The sequence below is a fragment of the Bradyrhizobium sp. CCBAU 11434 genome (genome assembly GCF_028128895.1).
Lineage (GTDB): Bacteria > Pseudomonadota > Alphaproteobacteria > Rhizobiales > Xanthobacteraceae > Bradyrhizobium > Bradyrhizobium zhengyangense.
The window spans coordinates 28,058-46,688 of sequence record NZ_LBJX01000075.1; the positions used below are offsets into that span (position 1 = coordinate 28,058).

At 58.4% G+C, this 18,631-nt stretch carries 14 protein-coding genes and 3 pseudogenes; 9 read left to right on the plus strand and 8 right to left on the minus strand.

Translation table 11 applies throughout. The features are described 5' to 3' along the window. Positions 1 to 222: 222 nt before the first annotated feature. The 3 genes from modC to XI06_RS16125 form a co-directional block, all read right to left on the minus strand. The gene (modC, locus tag XI06_RS16115) at positions 223 to 1,416 is read right to left on the minus strand and encodes a molybdenum ABC transporter ATP-binding protein (protein ID WP_271605865.1); all 1,194 of its coding nucleotides are present in this window, start codon (positions 1,414 to 1,416) and stop codon (positions 223 to 225) included. 235 nt (positions 1,417 to 1,651) lie between these two features. Next, entirely contained in the window at positions 1,652 to 2,077 is a 426-nt protein-coding gene (locus tag XI06_RS16120) for a GNAT family N-acetyltransferase (protein WP_271605866.1), read from the minus strand. A 1,037-nt stretch (positions 2,078 to 3,114) separates the two neighbouring features. Beyond that, a complete protein-coding gene (locus tag XI06_RS16125) occupies positions 3,115 to 3,285 on the minus strand; it encodes a hypothetical protein (RefSeq protein WP_271605867.1) in 171 nt (56 codons plus the stop codon). Positions 3,286 to 3,670: 385 nt separating this feature from the next. Here XI06_RS16125 and XI06_RS43480 point away from each other — a divergent pair. From XI06_RS43480 to XI06_RS16150, 6 genes and pseudogenes are all read left to right on the plus strand, one after another. Continuing rightward, a pseudogene (locus XI06_RS43480) lies at positions 3,671 to 4,405 on the plus strand (MATE family efflux transporter). Between the two features lie 41 nt (positions 4,406 to 4,446). Beyond that, positions 4,447 to 5,082 (plus strand): MATE family efflux transporter, encoded by a 636-nt coding sequence (locus XI06_RS43485; protein ID WP_333909339.1) that lies wholly within the window; start codon positions 4,447 to 4,449, stop codon positions 5,080 to 5,082. A gap of 320 nt (positions 5,083 to 5,402) precedes the next feature. Further along, positions 5,403 to 6,674 carry a diaminobutyrate--2-oxoglutarate transaminase gene (gene ectB / locus XI06_RS16135; protein ID WP_271605868.1) on the plus strand — a complete coding sequence of 424 codons (1,272 nt, stop codon included), beginning with the start codon at positions 5,403 to 5,405 and terminating at the stop codon, positions 6,672 to 6,674. 1,349 nt (positions 6,675 to 8,023) lie between these two features. Next, positions 8,024 to 8,311 (plus strand): annotated as a pseudogene (locus XI06_RS16140) (DUF3892 domain-containing protein). A gap of 479 nt (positions 8,312 to 8,790) precedes the next feature. Next, positions 8,791 to 9,993, plus strand: coding sequence for a pimeloyl-CoA dehydrogenase large subunit (gene pimC / locus XI06_RS16145; protein ID WP_271605877.1), 1,203 nt, complete (start codon positions 8,791 to 8,793; stop codon positions 9,991 to 9,993). A 96-nt stretch (positions 9,994 to 10,089) separates the two neighbouring features. Then, positions 10,090 to 11,247, plus strand: coding sequence for an acyl-CoA dehydrogenase family protein (locus tag XI06_RS16150; protein WP_271605869.1), 1,158 nt, complete (start codon positions 10,090 to 10,092; stop codon positions 11,245 to 11,247). A 250-nt stretch (positions 11,248 to 11,497) separates the two neighbouring features. Here XI06_RS16150 and XI06_RS16155 read toward each other — a convergent pair whose 3' ends face one another. Together XI06_RS16155 and XI06_RS16160 are read right to left on the minus strand one after the other, a co-directional pair. Then, positions 11,498 to 11,659 carry a hypothetical protein gene (locus XI06_RS16155; protein ID WP_271605870.1) on the minus strand — a complete coding sequence of 54 codons (162 nt, stop codon included), beginning with the start codon at positions 11,657 to 11,659 and terminating at the stop codon, positions 11,498 to 11,500. 629 nt (positions 11,660 to 12,288) lie between these two features. Beyond that, the gene (locus tag XI06_RS16160) at positions 12,289 to 12,432 is read right to left on the minus strand and encodes a hypothetical protein (RefSeq protein WP_271605871.1); all 144 of its coding nucleotides are present in this window, start codon (positions 12,430 to 12,432) and stop codon (positions 12,289 to 12,291) included. Positions 12,433 to 12,558: 126 nt separating this feature from the next. Between XI06_RS16160 and XI06_RS16165 the strand changes: the two genes are divergently transcribed. From XI06_RS16165 to XI06_RS16175, 3 genes are all read left to right on the plus strand, one after another. Next, the gene (locus XI06_RS16165) at positions 12,559 to 13,512 is read left to right on the plus strand and encodes an IS630 family transposase (RefSeq protein WP_271605872.1); all 954 of its coding nucleotides are present in this window, start codon (positions 12,559 to 12,561) and stop codon (positions 13,510 to 13,512) included. 1,188 nt (positions 13,513 to 14,700) lie between these two features. Next, positions 14,701 to 14,931 carry a hypothetical protein gene (locus tag XI06_RS16170; RefSeq protein WP_271605873.1) on the plus strand — a complete coding sequence of 77 codons (231 nt, stop codon included), beginning with the start codon at positions 14,701 to 14,703 and terminating at the stop codon, positions 14,929 to 14,931. Between the two features lie 296 nt (positions 14,932 to 15,227). Beyond that, the gene (locus XI06_RS16175) at positions 15,228 to 16,856 is read left to right on the plus strand and encodes a long-chain fatty acid--CoA ligase (protein ID WP_271605874.1); all 1,629 of its coding nucleotides are present in this window, start codon (positions 15,228 to 15,230) and stop codon (positions 16,854 to 16,856) included. Positions 16,857 to 16,945: 89 nt separating this feature from the next. Here XI06_RS16175 and XI06_RS16180 read toward each other — a convergent pair. The 3 genes and pseudogenes from XI06_RS16180 to XI06_RS43845 all read right to left on the minus strand — a co-directional run. Continuing rightward, positions 16,946 to 17,448, minus strand: a pseudogene (locus XI06_RS16180) (IS5/IS1182 family transposase); the annotation flags it as partial. Positions 17,449 to 17,901: 453 nt separating this feature from the next. Further along, positions 17,902 to 18,012, minus strand: a complete 111-nt coding sequence (locus XI06_RS43840) for a transposase (protein WP_442869455.1) — start codon at positions 18,010 to 18,012, stop codon at positions 17,902 to 17,904. Positions 18,013 to 18,253: 241 nt separating this feature from the next. Then, the coding region (locus tag XI06_RS43845; protein WP_442869454.1) for an IS110 family transposase at positions 18,254 to 18,631 on the minus strand (378 nt) is incomplete at its 5' end.

Genomic DNA, 18,631 nt, shown 5'->3' on the forward strand with positions numbered 1-18,631 from the left:
TGACCAGGGATAAACACTTGACAATAACTCCGACCAACGATCTCAATAGCTTCAAAGTGTGCCCTCATGGGGGCCTTAGAATATCCACGCTGCTGGCCAACGCTGGCAAGCAGGCGATCACTTCTATCGAGAGTGATATTCAGGAAGGCGTACAATTATCCGCTACTGGGATCAGCCACGCTCGGACGCCGCCTGCGGGCGACAGCTGGCGTATTTCATCTCCTAGAAGGCTATGCCGCCCTTACATGTTGATGGACTCAACCAGCCCTTCGTTTTTGGTCCAGGATCTTCCTCTCTCGTGTAAGTTGGCAGCCCTCGCAGCAACCCTTCAGAAGTCGGTACGAGCGAGATGCCCGTGACTTGGGCAAACACGTCCATCCCATCCTCGAGCTCCAGCACATCAAAGGAGCGGCGCGTAACGCGCGATAAAAATTGCGCGCCGGAGCCACTGGTTTTGAGCGCAAGGAGTAGGGTGACCTCCGCGCCGCCGAGCGGCACCGAGTCCTTAATGCGGGCCGGAAACACATTGAGTATCGAGCTCCCGCGTGGGTCCTCACGCGAGACGCTAACGTCGCCGGCTGCGATGTGAAGCCGTTGCTGCGTGCCCGGCGCAACTGGCTTGCTTGGGATCAACAGGCGTGCACCTTTAAAGACGAGGACGAGCAATCCATAGCTCTCGTCATAGCCGCTGACGACGGCATCAAGACTGACGGCGGCTTCTTGGCGTGTGGCAAGCGGCAACGCAAGGTCGCTCTGCAGGACATGCAGCGGCGCAGCCGCTGTAACCATACCGTGTTTCATCATGACTAGATGATCGGCCAGGCGTTCTATCTCAGCCATGTCATTGCTGACATAGATTATTGGCACCGTGAGTCTCTCATGCAATCGCTCTAGGAATGGCAGAAGCTCGCGCCTGCCAGAGCGATCGAGCCCGGCAAGCGGCTCCTCCATCACAAGCAGTCGAGGCTGCGATAACAACGCGTTGCCAATGACAATACGCTGCCGCTCGGCGTCGGAAATCAGTGAGGGAGAACGGTCAAGCAGCGGCGCCAGATCGAGCAGTTCGATTACCGCATCAAGCTCTATCGGAGTCCGTTCGAATTTTGATTCGCCGTAAAGTAAGTTACGCCTGACAGACAGATCCGAAAAAAGGATCGGCCGTTGGAAAATATGGCCTATGGGACGCAGATGCGGCGGGCGGAAAGTGTCTTCGTCCTGCCAAACCTCCCCATCCAAGGCACAGAATCCAGTTGGCAGACGCTCGAGACCGCTAATGCAACGCGCGACGGTTGTGTTGCCGCAACCTGAAATAGCCGTTATTCCATTGGCCGGCACGCTGAATTCGGCATCGAGCGGAGTTCCTGCGAGAGAACCCCTGAAGACGACTTCAATAAAGCCAGGCTGTGCTATTCTCATGTGCTCTATTAGTCGAACAGGTAAGTGGAGGACGAACCAAATGCGGACATCACCATGGCCGCCGGCACTCCAGCGAGCGACACCCCTGCCGAGCGAGACGCAATCAGGGGCTGATTGCAGATCGACAGTCTTGCGCTGGCGCGCAAGCCGAGCTCCACTGGGAGCCCCACGCTCCGACTGCGCTTGAACTCTGGGTCAAGTAGGTCTGCAGTTGGTAAAGAACATGGATGAGGACCTATGAACATGCTTCCAAGCTCTTGGTCATGAAAGTCCGGAATGTTCCGGGCCGGTCGGAAGGTGTTCGCCCGAGGGCCTTCCATCCACTTCGAGCGTAGAAACCTGAAAGACTGATGGTGTAGAGGAAAGCCCATCGGCAGCCACGCCGCCGGCCTTCATCTTCAAATTCGTTCAAGACCATCGTTCCTAAGCCCTTTCCGCGGAATGGCTTGGGCAAAAAGAATGCATCCAGGAATAGCAACCCGACTGACGAAAGTCCGATCGCACCTCCGACGACGTGTTGAGTTTTGGGATCTTGCAACGCCACAACAAGAGGACGATCGTCGCCGGTGCTGGTGATAACAACGTCGGGATCATCAAGGCGCCCCTCGATTGCCTTTACGATGGAAGGTGGAACTACGTCTGTCACCATAATGTTCGGCATTGCACCTCGCCCATTGTCACCGCCTTTCTAAAAGCGTGGCTATCCTGCATGAAAATGACGCTCCATCCGCTTGATCATCGAAAACACATCATCAAAGTTGGTTAGTAAGGTTGGGTAGACTACACACCTAGCCAAGCTCTGACACTACCAAGATCGATAGTCGCCAGATTCGCAACCGCGTTTCGGATTTCGCAGCCTGGAAATTTGATAGACGGCTCTACTCGACACGTCAGTAGTTGCGCAAGAAGTCATGGGTGCGTCAGTCACGGCGGGTCTAAGGCTTGAACCGGTACCCTTGGTCAGGGATGCGGAAGAAGATGGAGCCTGTCAATCAGCTGTTGCACGTGGAGCTCAAGCAGCCGAGCGAAAGGGTGCTGTAGTCACGGCGGAGAGAGCAAGCAAAGCTCCAATACAGCAAGGCTGACGACTTCTCCATTCGCAGAGTGGCGGCACACCTTTGGCGAGAGCCCGGCAATCGGCGCCAACCAAGCCTGATCCTAAGGGGTAAGGCGATGCGACCTGGCGAAAAGAGAAGCAAACAGGCATACTGATAAAGTCGGTGGGGAGCGCGGCATCAGTTGTCAGGTCTTCGGTCACATCCAGGATAGCAGCTGTGCGGCGGTCGAGTATCGCGTTTCAGACTGCCTAGCATGGCGCCGGGCGTGGCGATCGGCCGAGGCTATGGCTAATGGAAGACCGGGGAAGCCGATGGCGAAAGCTCCACACTGTCACCTCCCGATTCCGGTTTCGAATCGGCTCGCACGGCGGCAGCCTGGTGCGATCGCGCTAGATTACACCTCTTCGGTACTGGATTTTCGACCGCCGCCGCGCCATCGGCTCGCCACGATTGGCTGGATCGACCAGAATCTACGATCCGGGCGACGAACTGCCAAACTTACGGTCGAGTGATCACTGCAATATCGGGACAGTCGCATCTGCGACCTTCTTGGGGGAGCGACACGTTCGCTCGCAAATAGTCGTGACAACGAGACTCTCGCATTTGGCACAACCTTTGAAGAGAACATGCCATCCAGATGCTACTCCGCATCGCGGCTCAAGAAATTCAAGTGATGGTGCATCGCCGTCAGTTTTCGTCGCATCGCCTGGTAGGTCGACCAGCGCGCTACTTTCTCGTCCTGGTTGGTGGCGGCGTACGATTCCGTTACCGTGATCGCCCACTTCCGGGTCTCGGTTCGTACGCGATCCATGGCGCGATCCCGGTGATCAACCGGCCCGCTGTGCGGATCACCCTCATTCCTCGCGCCTGACATGCTCCAATGCGAGATGAGCGCCGGGCAACAGCAGGCAGATATCTCGTCAGTTGGCGAAGATGCACCAGACCTAAGCTCAACAGCACGTCCGGCTTCTGGCGCACCTCGTGAAGCATCGTCGCATCAGCAATTCGCCGAGTATCGCAACAACCCTCGAATTCAAGGCCGGGAAAAGGTATGAGGCAAACCGGGCAGCATTAATTTCCATGCATAAGATAGCCGAAATAAAGCCGTTCTCCGTCTCGCTTTTACGAATAAGACGGATGATCCGCACGTCGCTGTCGAGCTCAGCGAGACAGCAAAGCTGGCATGGCCGATAAGGCTGACCCAGATTGCCCAGATCGTCATGATGACAACATATCTCGCGTTCATCGGGTACCCCGGTGCGGAGGCGGTGGCCGCGGCAGCGCTGGCCAGCAGAATCAATGTCCTCGCGTTTACCTTCGGCTCGGGTCTGCTGGCGCCAATTGCATCATTGGCGGCACAGGCGTTTGGGGCAGATAATCTCGCTGTGGTACGCCGCTCGGTGCGCATGGGATTGTGAGCGGCGATGACACTGTCGTTACCGATCATGGCGTTTGCGTCGCGCGGAGAGCCAGTACTGCTGGCCTTCGGCCAAGCGCCCGATACGGCGCGGCTCGCCCAGCAATATCTGTTCGGACTGACCTGGGGCGTGACGCCGATCCCGGGTTTTCTAGGTCTCCGCGGTTTCATGGGCGCGGTCAACCGGCCTGAGCCCGATTTGTGGATCACGCTCGCGGCGATTCCCGTCAATGCTCTTCTAGCCTGGTTGCTGATAAACGGGAAGCTCGGGTTGCCCCGTCTTGAGTTGTTCGGGGCCGGGCTCGCGACCACCTTGGTGAACTGTGTGACGTTCCTAGCCATTCTGTGGTTCGGGATAATGCGTCCTCCTTTCCGTGACTACAACCTACTTGCACATGTTTTGCAATTTGGTTGGCGCGTCATGCGGCAACTGGTTGTGATTGGAGCTCCGATCTCGATCGCCTCGTTGATGGGCGTGGGGTGTTCTCGGCAGCGGCGCTCCTGGCAGGCCTGATCAGTACCAGCGCACTCGCTGCTCATCAGATCGCTCTTCAGGTGCCCACGATCCTGTCCATGATTTCTTTCGGTATCAGCATAGCGGCGTCCGTGCGTGTCGGCCATGCGGTTGGCCGCCACGACCCTTCCGGCGTCAAGCGCGCAGGTCTGGCTCCAATTCTGCTTGGTGTCGTGATCGCCGCGATACTGACGCTCGCCATGATCGCCGCGCATTTTGAGATTGCCGGATTGTTCCTGAATGAATCGCAGGACGATGCCGAGGCGACAATCGGACTGGCCGGAAAACTACTTTTGATCGGTGCGAGCTTTTTTATCACGGATGGCGCGCAGCTCATTGCGACGGGAAGTCTTCGTGGAATGGGTGCCGCTCCTCTTCATTGGGATCGCTTACCGGCTGATTGGCTTCTCTCTCAGTTACCTGCTTGGTTTGAAGATGGGACTGCGCATCGTTGGTATCTGGATCGGCCTGTCAACCGTGACCACGTGTCGCGTTTCCAAATTCTCGCAAACAGACGAGTCCATCATAATCTGATCCTTAACAAGGCTCGTTGTCCTCTTCAGATAGAGGCGGCCGTTAGATCTAGCAGCCGCGGGCAGTCTCATTCCTGTGATTTTCAAAGACCGGGCAAAAAATGCTCCGCCTTCAATACTTTCCACGTTGACTATCGCCACTAGCCGCGTGTCTACGGCGCTAGATCTCATATTTCGGACAGTCGTTATTTTGGCGCCGGGACCGGAGTTTTTCGAGGGACACAGCGCGTTTATGTGACAGAACACAATTGAACGTTCTGACGCAACCAACTACCAGTATTGGCAGGTTGGTTGTTCCTGCGGCTCATATATCTGAGTGATCCGGGAGACACGCTTCACGCAACATAAGTCTTGCCAGATGTGCAGGCGTTCGGCTGCCCTGTGTCCGCAGCTCGAGAAAGCCGCGCGAGCGTCCTTGTTTTGCGGAGGCGATCTTGGGTCGAGTGATTGGCGAACCATGTGGCATGCGGGCTTTCGAAGCCCTGGAGTCGAATGTGCGCTCATACCCATTGTCGCTACCGGCCATTTTTACCCGGGCGCGTGGATCCCTCATGCTGACAGACAATGGCAGGAAGGTCATTGACTTTCTCTCTGGTGCAGGGGCTCTGAACTACGGTCACAACAATCACCTGATCAAAGCTGCCATCACCGAGTATCTGGCATCCGATGCCGTCGTCCACGGGCTTGACATGGCCACTCCTGCGAAGCGCGAATTTATGGAGACCTTTAATTCTGCCATACTTCGCGAACGGGGGTTGCGCTACCGTTTCCAGTTCACGGGGCCAACAGGTGCCAATGCCGTCGAGGCGGCACTCAAGCTTTCGCGCAAGATCACGGGACGTAAGAACGTCATTTCATTCACCCGTGGATATCATGGCATGAGTCTGGGGGCGATGGCCGCCACGGGCAATCTTTTCTATCGAAGGGCCAGTGGCGTCTCCTTGGCCGACGCAACCTTCATGCCCTATGACGGCTATCTTGGACCTGCCCTTGATACGGCAGACTACCTACGTAAGGTGTTGTTGGATGGGAGCAGTGGTGTCGATGCTCCGGCCGCCATTCTCGTCGAAACTGTGCAGGGAGAAGGGGGGATAAATGTTGCTAGCAAAGAGTGGTTGCAATCGGTTCAGGCCATAGCGAGAGATGTTGGTGCGCTCTTCATAGTTGATGATGTCCAGATGGGTTGCGGCCGCACGGGCGAGTTCTTCAGCTTTGAGTTCGCAGGGCTTTCGCCGGATCTTGTCGTCATGTCGAAATCACTAAGCGGGTATGGCCTGCCACTATCGATGTTGTTGATCAAGGAGGAGCGCGACGCGTGGAGGCCAGGAGAACACACGGGCACGTTCCGGGGAAACAACCTTGCGCTTGTATCTGCCACCGCGGCCATCAACAGTTACTGGCGCAGCAAAACGTTCGCGGAGGAAGTGCAGCGTATGGGAGAAATTGTGCGGAGCCGGCTTGAGGCCATTGCATCCTGGGATGCAGGCAGTTTTGCCGTTCGAGGACGAGGCATGGCATTTGGATTTGATTGCCAAAGAGCGGAAATTGCGGAGGCGACGACCCGCAAGGCCTTCGAGAAAGGGTTGATGCTCGAGCGATGCGGGCCCATTGATCAGGTCATAAAGTTCTTGCCTGCGCTCACGATCGATCTGGAGACGCTAAACCAGGGCATTGACATCTTCGAAGTGTCTTTGGCGGAGGCGCTGAGGGAGACGAGGCCAGACCTAGCCAACTAGTGAGTGTTTCTCAGGTAGTGAAGAGCCGTGGGAGCATTCCATCCGCCGCAGTCGGCGTTCGCGCCGGCGATGCGATCCGTCCCACAGAGATAATGAAGTGGCTGGCGGGTTCACTGTACATCCCCAGTTTTCTTCAAGAATGTGATAACAAGTTATCATAAAGAGGTTGCGCCCCTGCAGGCTGTTCGTTGTATGATATTTCGCGCAGCAGCTTTGCCTAACGTCTCTGATTCCAAAACGGTCTACGTTGGCCCGGCCGTACATACCCATCCTCATGACATTGTAGCTGGATGATACCAGCGCGAGGAAGATGACCGCGAAGGTCGGCTGCTAAGGATCTCGGCGCGAGGCGATTATAGTGGAGTGGCATGGCGACGTTGACTCGTGACTGCGTATGTTGAGTTGTGGCGAGTTGGCCACTCGATGCGCGCGATATCTTCTTCATGAGCCCGGCAGCTCGATGCTGCTGCTCTCTCATGAGAATATCTGGATGACGAGGCCGATCGGCTGGCCGGCGCCATCGGACTGGACTATGAGGATTCGGCGAAGTCACAGGACTTTACGCAGCCGCTCGCACGCGTCTCTTTGCGCGAAGGCAGGCGCTGCATCAGTCCGGCTCGCTCGACAATCCACTCGCGCAGAGCAACGGCCAGTGCTTCTGGGGAACGGAGCAGCGCGTGACTGACATGCTTGCGCGCGAGTTCCCTTTGGAGGAGACAAGCGGCCGGAGGAGTTCAGTTGGTCCGTATCGGACGAAATCGATGCATTTGCGATACAGCTCACAAGACAAGAAACGGGTCTGTACGTTACGTGCAGACCTGTCCCTTTGACGGGTCGTCGAGCTCGACTAGCTGAGATGCAGACACAAATTGTGCGCGGCCTGAAATCGAACGGCGGCGCGGCACGAAATCAATGGCCTTCCAAGCGAGAGCCCGGCGAATGCATCGGATGATATGTCTCCCCGCCATCACGACTTTCTCTGTCCAGCTGCTGCGTCCTGATTCTTTGTCCCGTTGGGCGCGCTCGCGAAGCATTCAGCTGTTCTGGGCCGATGCTCGCCGAATCGAGACACTGCTGCGTCGGGCGATTGTCCGGCGCGGTGGTCGAGCGGGGCGGCTGGATCAGGCGCGCTGCCGCCCTTTCGTTGATGTTGAGGCTTTGGGAAGGGAGGGCAGCAATGCGTGGCTGTGCATTTCGATGGACGGGACAGCCTGTCCAGGCGGCGCCGTAAACGGTTTGCAGCTCAAAGTCGAGGCCCCGCCATTCAGCCCGGAGCACTGTAATCCAGTGACCGCATGGAAATCGGTAGCCCGGTGTTTCGGACGGGTGTTCATGAAAGAGGACAAGCAATGGCTGACTACAGGATTGATTGTGTGAATAAGCCGGACCGTAACAGCCCGCACGAGCACATCACGCACGTGGGAGGTCCCAGGCCTGACAGCTGAGGGCGTTGGAAGGATACTGTTCCGAACGTAGTGCGGTTCATCGAGGAGGGCGCGCACCGCTTCTACACGGCGGAAGGTGGTGCGACAGCCTGGGTCGGCGTGCGTACGAGCGCTGCTGGTAATAAATTTCTGCAAACCCACGCGGATGGCATCTGGAAGGACAATCTGCTTGCGCTGAAGGGATGTGGGTGACCATTTACGGCTTTCTGACTGGTGATCATCGACGGAGCACTGGCGATCGGATTGCGGGACGAGAGCTCAGAAGCTGGGATTTGGTGCACAGAGCATTCGATCGTTGCGCTTCAGAAGGTCCTTGCTCGGCAACCAGGTGCGGTGTTCGCGATTTGACGCGGCTGTTTCACCAAGAGAATTGCGTCGCGTCTTGTGTTGATCGGGCTGCAGATCAGTGTCGGGTTCGCAAGTGCGCGCGCAGGCGCCATTCCCTTGACGGAGTCGCCGCCCCAATGATCATTCTTGTCGTGACTACGTTGTTGGCCCCCTGATTACTGCCAACATCGAAGCGATTTCGGCAGGCGATATCTATGTCGGCCGAAAACTCTGCAAAGGGCAAGGCAGGCCTGGATGCTGCAAGGTATCCGATCGGAATGTAATCGGAGGCAGAACGGGTGCTGCAGGTATCTTTCAAGAAACCCTTTAACAAGGCAGCAATGATGGATCTGAACTTAACTGCCGACGAACTGTTCTTCCGTAATACGGTCCGGGCATTCTTCCGCGCCGCCGTTCCGGTTGATATTCGCGAAAAGCTTGTCGCGGGAATTCACCCGAGCAAGAACGATATGGTGCGCTGGACCCGGATACTTGCTGACAAGGGTTGGGGCGTGCCGCATTGGCCGGTCGAACATGGCGGCACCGGCTGGAGCGCGGTCAAGCAGTACATTTTTACCGAAGAGATGAGCCAGACGCCGGCGCCGGCCCCGCTCGCCTTCGGCGTGAACATGGTGGGACCGGTCATCTATACTTTCGGTAACGATGCCCAGAAGAAGCGCTTCCTGCCGCGCATCGTCACGCTGGAGGACTGGTGGTGCCAGGGCTTCTCCGAGCCCGGGTCCGGCTCCGATCTCGCTTCGCTCACGACGCGGGCTGTGCATCACGGCGACCACTACGTCGTCAACGGCCAGAAGACCTGGACAACGCACGCACAATATGCCGACTGGATTTTCTGTCTGGTGAGGACGGATCCGAAGGCGAAGAAGCAAAAGGGCATTTCATTCCTCCTGATCGATATGAAGTCGCCCGGTATCACCGTTCGTCCGATCCAGCTGATTGACGGCAGCCACGAAGTCAATGAAGTCTTCTTTGAGGACGTGCGGGTGCCGGCCGAGAATCTTGTTGGTGACGAGAACCGTGGCTGGGACTATGCGAAATATCTGCTCGGCAATGAGCGCTTCCACATCGCCGCCGTCGGGGTTTCCAAGGAGCGCATCCGGCGCATCAAGGACCTCGCCTCACGCGTTCGTGCCGGAGGCGGGCGGCTGATCGACCAGGCCCACTTCCGCGAAAAGCTCGCCGCAGTCGAGATCCGGCTGAAGGCGCTCGAGATCACGCAGCTTCGCGTGCTCGCAAACGAATCGAAACGGCAGAAAGGCACACAGGATCCAGCAAGCTCCATTCTCAAGATCAAGGGAGCGGAGATCCAGCAGGCGACGTCGGAGCTTCTGATGGACGTGGTCGGTCCTTATGCCCTGCCGTACGAGCCGGAGGAGAGTTTTCAACTTACGGATCGGCCGCCGATTGGTCCTGACTGGGCCGCGACGATCGCACCCGCCTATTTCAATGCGCGAAAAGTATCGATTTATGGTGGTTCCGATGAGATCCAGAAGAACATCATCGCAAGGGCGGTCCTCGGCCTCTGACGCTCGCACATCAGTTCGCGAACGCGGGGAAGGGGGTCGCTATGCAAAGCGCGGGACGGCAACGGGGACAGCATTGTTTTCAGGAGCATTCGTGACATGGACTTTGATCTCTCCGAGGAGCAACGGCTTCTGAAGGAAAGCGTCGAGCGGCTGATGCTCGACAGCTACGGGTTCGACGAGCGACGGAAGTACCAGGACGAGGGCCCGGGCTTCAGCGAGAGGATGTGGACGCGCTATGCCGAGCTCGGGCTTCTGGCGCTGCCCTTTCCCGAGCAGTACGGCGGGTTCGGCGGCACCGCGGTCGAGTCGATGATCGTCATGGAGGCATTTGGCAGGGCGCTGATCCTCGAACCCTATTTCGCAACCGTGGTACTTGCCGGCGGCGTTCTGCGACACGGAGCGAGCGAAGCGCAACTGGCTGGACTGATCCCGGCGATCGCAGAAGGCCGTTTGAAGCTCGCATTCGCCTGTGCCGAGCCGCAGTCCCGCTACGACCTCTCTGACGTTGAGACGCGGGCGGAGAAGGATGGTGACGGGTGGACACTCAACGGCATCAAAAGCCTCGTGCTCCACGGCGCTGCAGCCGACAAGATCGTCGTGTCGGCGCGGACGGCCGGTACAGCGCGCGATAAGGACGGGGTCGGGCTATTCCTGATAGAAGGCAATGCACCTGGCGTCACGCGCCGCGGCTATCAGACCCAGGATGGGTTACGTGCAGCCGAAATCACGATGGATAACGTGCGGGTCGAAGCAGACCACGTTATTGGCCATCCGGCGAGCGCCTCTCCGGTCATCGCTCGAGTAGCAGACGAGGCCGTTGCGGCTCTTTGCGCTGAAGCGATCGGCTGCTTCGCTGAAATGCAGGTGATCACCCTTGCCTATTTGAAGACGCGCAGGCAGTTCGGCGCGACAATCGGCTCGTTCCAGGCGCTGCAGCACCGGGGCGTCGACATGTTCGTCGAACTGGAGCAATCGCGCTCCATGGCAATGTACGCCACGATGATGGCGGGCGCAAATGACCAGGCCGCGCGGGAGCGGGCGATGTCAGCGGCAAAGGCGCAGATCGGCCAGTCGGCAAAGACGATCGGCTGTGAGTCCATCCAGCTCCATGGCGGCGTCGGCATGACGATGGAGTACCGCATCGGGCACTATTTCAAGCGCGTCAGCATGATCGACACGCTGTTCGGCGATGCCAGCCATCACTTGCGCCGGCTCGCCGCTCTGGACGGCCTTATCTTTGAGGAGCATGACTGATATCCAGTTCGCCTGATGGCAGATCACGGTCATGACAGGTCCGCTGGCAGAGGTGCCGCAGGTCATGCCGCGGTGCCATTATCGCGCGGCCGTTGTCCGTTACAGGGACGCAACGGGCGAGATGATGGCCATCAACCACGAGACGGTCTTCTACCAGCCGATTGGAAAAGCATGATCAGGCCGACTAGGAGCCACCACCTGAGACCGGCGCCGCGTCCACTATGATATCGAGTTCGCCCGGGCCATGAAACTACCGGATGTTGTCATTGACGGGCAGACTTTCGGTGCACTGTTCGCGCGTGCCGTCATAGATCGGGCCGGGCCGCGAGCCTTCGTCGCGCGACTGTCGTTCAGGATGAAGTCGATGACCTTCGCCGGTGAGACGCTGCCCGTGGAAGGTGAAGTGACGCAAATCCGCAGCTCTACCGTCAGAACGCGGCGCCCCACGAGCGACTGTCGTCTCGTCCATCGATGCCCCAGCAACGTCATACCCGCCGCGATCTGATTATCGGGCGATCCGATGCCGGAAGCTCGCCTTTGACCTGCCCAGAATCCAACAGAACGAGCGAGAGAACGTCCGTAAACGCCCTCAGCTATGACAACCATAATGGCATCGGTCTGGTGAGCATCTCCAATCCTCCAGTCCACGCCATCGCGCCCGAGTTGTGTAGGCCTGCGCGGTGCGCTCGCCAGACCTTTGAGACCACTGCCAAAGCGAGAGCACTCGTCATTTAATTGCGAAGGACGCACTTTCGTTGCGAGTGGTGACATCGCCAGCTTTGAATCTGCGGCGTTTGATGCTCGCTGCTTACGAGGCTGGATGCACCGCGATGCCTGGTTGTTGCAACGCTGCATGACACGTCCGGCGGCGGACCTGGAACTTGCGATGGCCTGCCACTATCGTCTGGCGCCGCGGACGCGCTTTTCGGCTTTTCGGAAGTCAGGCGTGGCCTGCTCCCCGGCCCCTAAGGCACGCAGCGCCTTCCTCGTCTGGCCGGAATGTCGCACGCGTTCAATCTGATCCGTACCCACCAGTAGGTCTCAAATGATGCGCTCGCCGCAGGCATTATCAATGAGATCGCGGAAGGAGAGCCGCGTGCGCTCGGTGTCGTAACGGCCGAACGCTCCGGTCGAGGCGAACAGGCCGCTGCGGCGCTTAAGCGCCTTGCAGATTACGGCCCACACAGCGACAACGCAGGCCCTTCGCGGAAGCGGTAGCTAAAGCGGGATGGGTTTAGTCTGAATCGATTTGGGATTCCCAAATCAGTCGATTTCTGATTCACCTTACTGGCTGGACGGAGGCCAGTATGGATGGGCAAGCCGTACTCTCTTGATCTTCGCAAGCGTGTTGTGGCCGCGATCGAGGGCGGGATGTCCCGCAATCAGGCCGCCGAGCAGTTTGGGGTGGCAATCAGCACGGCCATCGGCTGGATGAAGCGGCTTGATGAGACCGGCAGTGTCGAGCCTGGCCAGATCGGCGGCTACAAGCCAAAGGCAATTTCGGGTGAGCACGCAGTTTGGTTGTCGCAGCGGATCAAGGACGGCGATTTCACCATACGCGATCTCGTTTCTGAGCTCGCCGGGTGCGGCCTGAAAGTCGATTATCACTCGGTATGGGGCTTCGTGCATGCCGAGAAGTTCAACTTCAAAAAAAGCGTGGCGGCTGGCGAACGTGATCGTCCCGAGGTTGCGCGGCGGCGAGCCCAGTGGGCAAAGTATCAAGATCGCGTCAAAGCTGAACGGCTGGTCTTCATCGACGAGACTTGGACTAAGACCGATATGGCCCCCTTGCGGGGATGGGCGCCGCGCGGGAGCAGACTTCACACGAAAGTCCCCCATGGCCGCTGGAAGACCATGACCTTCCTGGCGGCCCTGCGCCATGACCGGATCGATGCGCCATGGTTCATCGAGGGGCCGATCGATGGCGTAAGCTTCCGTACCTATGTCGAGAAGGTTCTCCTGCCACCCCTTCAGCCCGATGACATCGTCGTATTGGACAATCTCGGTAGCCACAGGAGCAAAGTGGTTCGCCAGCTCATCCGTCCGGCCGGCGCCAAACTCTTCTTCCTGCCAAAATACTCGCCAGACCTGAACCCCATCGAACAGGTCTTTTCCAAGCTTAAGCACTTGGTCCGCAAAGCTGCCGCGCGAACCGTCGACGCCATCTGCGCTGCAATTGGCCATGCACTCGATGTCTTCACCTCAGAGGAATGCCCAACCACCTCAAAAACTCAGACTATCGAAGCTAATGCCATCATGCTTTAGGGCAGCAAGGAAGGCGGACTATTCGGCGCTCGGTGCAATCGTGCGTGCTGTTGAAACAGTTGTGAATCTGCCGTTCGGGAAAGGTAAACGGCTGGAGGCCCGCGAATAACTACATTTGAGCAGTATCGCGCGAGCGTTGAGGGCGTTTGTGCTTCGCTGACGCGCTGCGGCGCGCATTCAGGATCTTCCGACCGACGCTCGCTGGATCTGGCACGGGAGCATGGAATTGCGAGCCGCGACGACGTCACAGATCAGGAAATCAGCTGGCGGCCAGTGTACACGCTCATCAATGAGGGCTCCAGATTGTTGACGAGGGGATCTCGCCGACACTGTGTGGACCGCTGGATACGGCTTTCCCGATTACCAGAGTGGGCCGGCTCTTATAGCGGACCGGATCGGACTATCTGAGGTCAAAAGTACGATGGATCATTTTACGGTCGTGCATGAGGAAAACAGTTCGGTTAGTGGATGCCCAGTAAACTCTCAAATGCATTATGGCCGCCAGCGAGGCGCTTTCAATAGCATCAAGTCGCGAGCGCCGCCGACGCCGCGAGCATGAATGTTGCTCGCCTCAGCGTAATCGCCGCCGGTCTCCCTGTAGAAGTCTCGCCCAGACCATTGAACCCATGTTCCCTTCGCCGCCTCTTCGTCTGTCCAGAAGTACTCATGATCGGTCGGCCCCGTATCATGGTGCCGCAAAAGGTCGAAGGCATTACTTCGTTTGGACCGCCGAATTCATCTCAAAAAATACAAAGTCAGCCGCGAGGCCCAGGATCAGTACGCCCTGCGGTCCTAACAGCGTACTGCGGCAGCCCAGGAATCCAGGCGACTTGATGACGAAATCGTTCTCTTACGACCGCGTGCTGAAGGACAAGCCGACAGGTGAGACAAGCTATATAACGGTCATTCTCACTGCGGACGAAGGAAATCGGCCGGATCGACGTTCGAGACATTTCGAGGGCTTAAGCCCTTGATGGAGGGGGAGTCGTCACGCGCGGTAACGCAAGCCAGCTCTCCGCCCCTGCGTTGGATGGAGCGATCGCTCGCCGAGAGGCGTGGCATAGAGCCGCTCGGAAGCCGCCGTGGCATCGCGGTCGCCGGGTGTCCCCAATGGGATTGATCCAATCTAGGCGATCCGAAGCTGATAAAGCTGCATGGCAAAATATTGATGACGTCGGGAGCTCAACGATGCTTTTGCTTGTCAGGCTATTTACTGCCGGGACGATCTCGGGATCGACCCCGCCATCTACAATGTCAATGCAGGGAAGCATCTCAATCGGCCCTCCCTCTGGCATGACCGGCGCCCGACCGGTGGGCTATGAACTCATGGAGGGCAAGCGCCGCGGTGTGAAGTATTTGGTGGTAACGATATTCGTCGAAGGCGGCATGGGAGCTGCCGGTCTGTTCGAGGTCGCCTGAGATGCTCGATATGGAATATCTAGATTGTGGTCTGCAGGACCTCCAGCGATCACTCTGAAATCAGGTAGTAGCGCGAGCACCAATCGCGATCATACCCTCAGGCAGGAGTGCGAGCCGCTCCTTCCACTACAGCACCAATGTGCGCAATGTCGCCGAGTCCCTCGGCTCAGTGCCTCCACCCAAGGCCGGGATGAACTCGCGCCTCCGATGCGTCGTTCCCGCAGCGGCGCGCGGGGCGTATAGCGTCTAGAATGTCGTATCACCGCAGTTTCGTTGACCAGAGAGGGAGACAGACATTGCAAAGCACCATGATGGATGTGCCGCTCTCGCTCAATCACCTGCTGGAGCGGGCCGGAAAAATCTTCGCCGCAAACGAGATCGTCTCGCGCATGCCTGACAAGAGCCTTCGCCGCCACACTTATGGCGAGTTCTATCGACGCACGCGCTCGCTTGCGTCGGCGCTGCGGGGGCTTGGTCTAGAGAAAGGTGACCGCGTCGCGACGCTGTGCTGGAACCACCATGCTCACCTGGAGTGCTACTTCGGCATCCCCGCGGCGGGCGGGGTGATGCATACGCTCAACCTGCGCCTGGCGCCCTACGAGATTGGCTGGATCGCGGGCAACGCCAGGGATCGCTTCCTGATCGTCGATGACGTCCTGCTGCCTTTGTATAATCAATTCGCGCACATGCACCACTTCGAACAAGTGATCGTGTTTCCATTCTCCGGCCCGCCGGTCTCGCCCGAATTGCAAGACTACGAGGTCCTGCTGGAGCGCGCGAATCCTGACAGTTTCGAATACGAGGTGCACGATGAAGGCGATCCGGTCGCGATGTGTTACACGTCCGGCACGACAGGCCGTCCGAAAGGCGTCGTGTATTCCCACCGTTCGACGATTCTGCATACGCTTGTCGCGAGCCTTGGCGACTTCTGGGGTCTGCGTAGCACGGACGTCGTGTTGCCAATCACGCCGATGTTTCATGTAAACGCTTGGGGAATTCCTTACGGCGCAGTGAACCTGGGTGCGAAGCTGGTGTTCCCTGGGCCGCATTTGCACGCCGATGACCTTCTCGATCTGATGGAGACCGAACCGCCGACGCTCGCCATCGGTGTGCCGACGATCTGGATGACCTTAATGCAGAGGTTCGATGCGGCACAATCCGAAGCCTCTCCCGACCGGGGTCGATGGAAGTTGCCGAGGACAATGCGCGCAATGACAGGCGGCGCTGCGGTGCCGGAGTCTCTGATTCGCGCTTACGACGAGCGCGGCGTATGGCTGGATCAAGGATGGGGCATGACTGAGACTTCACCGGTCTGCACCAGATCGTATGGTCGGGCCGAATTGCGCGCCGCCGGTGCCGACGAGAAGTACCGGCGCGCTGCCATGGCCGGCGTACCCGTGCCGCTTGTGGACCTGCGACTTTGGGGCGAGGAAGGCGAACAGCCGTGGGATGGGAAGAGCGTCGGCGAGATCCAGGTACGGGGACCCTTCATCACGAGTTCCTACCACGAGCTACCCGTAACCCGCGACAAGTTCACCGAGGACGGCTGGCTTCGCACTGGAGATGTTGGCTCGGTCGACCCGCTCGGCTTCGTGCGTATCACCGACCGGACCAAAGACTTGATCAAATCGGGAGGCGAGTGGATCAGTTCGACGGACCTTGAGACCGTGCTAATGGAGCATCCGGCAGTCGCCGAAGCTGCGGTGATTGCGATTCCTAACGCGAAATGGAGCGAGAGGCCGCTCGCTTGTGTCGTGCTCAAGCCCGGTAAGCAGGTGGACACAAAGGAGTTCGAGCAATATTTGCTGGCGCGAAGCTTCGCGAAGTGGCAGCTGCCCGATCGCTTCGAGCTCATCGATGCCATACCGCGAACGTCCACTGGTAAGTTCTCGAAAATCAAACTGCGCGAACGCTTCCCGGACTGAGGGGTACCTAGAGCGTTCAAAGGTTTTCAAAATTGCCTAACTCAGGCGCTTGCAGTCAATGGCGAAGGCGAAAGTTTTCCTTTTAGGAGCTAAACAGCCGTCCGTTGAGAAGGCGAATTGAGCGGGGCGGGACGGCGGAACGTGCGCCATAGCTGGAGCAGGATGAGGCACAGAGTTCTCTGAGCCAGGCGAGGATGCGGCGGAAGTTGTGGCCGACGGCCGAGAGGATGACGTTAGCCGCATCGCCGGCGCGGCCTTTGAGGTAGCAGCGGGCGAGGTGACCATCGGCCTTCAGGTGTCCGATGATGGGGTCGATGGCGGAGCGGCGGCGCAGCTCGCGCTTGATGACACCGAAGACGCCGCGCTTGGGCCGGAGATGGAGATTCGGTCGGGGATTTTGTGCGTCGTGGCCGCGGTATCCCTTGTCGACATAGGCCCGCTCGATCGCGCAGCCGGTGAGTGTCTCGGTGCGGTCCATGACGTCCCGCAAGGTGTGACAGTCGTGCGGGTTATCGGGTAGCGCCGTGGCTTGCAGCACGAACAGGCCACCGCGAGAACGGCGGTTGTTGGTGACGATGGAGGCTCTGACGCCCGAACCATGGACCACGCCCGCGTTGCGAGAGGAATCGACAAAGGGATGTAGCAGTCTGCGCCAATCTATCCGGCTTCGATTTGAGGCTCTCGCCTCGAGCCACTATCGATATCCGCCCACTTCTGTCCTCAATAACTCGTCGGCCTCAAGAAGGGCCATGGCGTCGAACCAGGCTTCAGAAATGTCGGTGCAACCGTTGCTCAATTCGTCCTTTCCGTCTCGCAAACCTCGGCGGGATATTGTGCGTCTCGGGATGGATCGTGGATCTTCTTCCTTCCCGGCACGCGGGGTGGCCCGTGAAGTTGGCGTCGTAATCACGGCCCTTTGCGAGCATGCTCCAGGCTAGGCGCGCGAGTTTTGCGGCCAGGGCGACAACCAGTGCATTCGAGTGCAGCCGCTTGGATGCTGCTTCCAATCAGGCTCCGAAGCCATGCCTGGGCCAACTCTGGCGTCTCAGAAGTACGGCTCTGGCCCCTTGAAGAGCGTTCGCAGGTACCGGTTGCCACGCGTCGATATGCGGCCGAGAATGGTTCGATCGCCAGTCGAGATTTGTTTCGGTACGATGCCAAGCCATGCGCGCTAAGTCGCGACCCTGATGGAAGGCATCACCAGTTCCGACCGCGGCGATCATTGCACTTGAGATGATTGGTCCGACACCCGGCGCATTTATCAGGCGGCGACAGTGTGTGTCTTGATCAGCGAGTTCGTCAATTTCCTTTGTGATCGATACGACCGGCCGCTCGAGAAAGCGCCTGCCCTCGGCCAAGTCCTGAATGAGCCGAACCACTCGAGTCGGCAGGTTATCCTAGAGCATCGAGAGAATCTGTGGAAGTCCCAATCGGAGTGCTGCCGTTCCCTGCCGAACTGCCAGCCCTCGCTGAAGCAAAAAACCTCGGATTTGATTGATGACCGCCGTTCTCTGCGTCACCAATCGACTGCGAACTCTGTGCAGCGCCTGCAAGTCAAGTTGCTCGGCCGATTTCAACGGGACGAAGCGCATGGTCGGGCGTTGCGCCGCCTCTGCGATGGCTTCGGCATCACGGAAGTCATTTTGTGGCCCTTGAGGTATGGCTTCACATACTATGCTGGGCAAGAGGCCTACTTGGTGGCCTAATTTCTCGAGCTTGCGACCCAGGTGGTGTGCTCCGGCACAGGCTTCCATTCTGAGCTGCTGCCGGTTTGA

Coding starts and splice junctions, on each gene's coding strand:
- modC (WP_271605865.1), bottom strand. CDS start 1,416: ATGAGAATAGCACAGCCTGGCTTTATTGAAGTCGTCTTCAGGGGTTCT.
- XI06_RS16120 (WP_271605866.1), bottom strand. CDS start 2,077: ATGCCGAACATTATGGTGACAGACGTAGTTCCACCTTCCATCGTAAAG.
- XI06_RS16125 (WP_271605867.1), bottom strand. CDS start 3,285: ATGGATCGCGTACGAACCGAGACCCGGAAGTGGGCGATCACGGTAACG.
- ectB (WP_271605868.1), top strand. CDS start 5,403: ATGCGGGCTTTCGAAGCCCTGGAGTCGAATGTGCGCTCATACCCATTG.
- pimC (WP_271605877.1), top strand. CDS start 8,791: ATGGATCTGAACTTAACTGCCGACGAACTGTTCTTCCGTAATACGGTC.
- XI06_RS16150 (WP_271605869.1), top strand. CDS start 10,090: ATGGACTTTGATCTCTCCGAGGAGCAACGGCTTCTGAAGGAAAGCGTC.
- XI06_RS16165 (WP_271605872.1), top strand. CDS start 12,559: ATGGGCAAGCCGTACTCTCTTGATCTTCGCAAGCGTGTTGTGGCCGCG.
- XI06_RS16170 (WP_271605873.1), top strand. CDS start 14,701: ATGCTTTTGCTTGTCAGGCTATTTACTGCCGGGACGATCTCGGGATCG.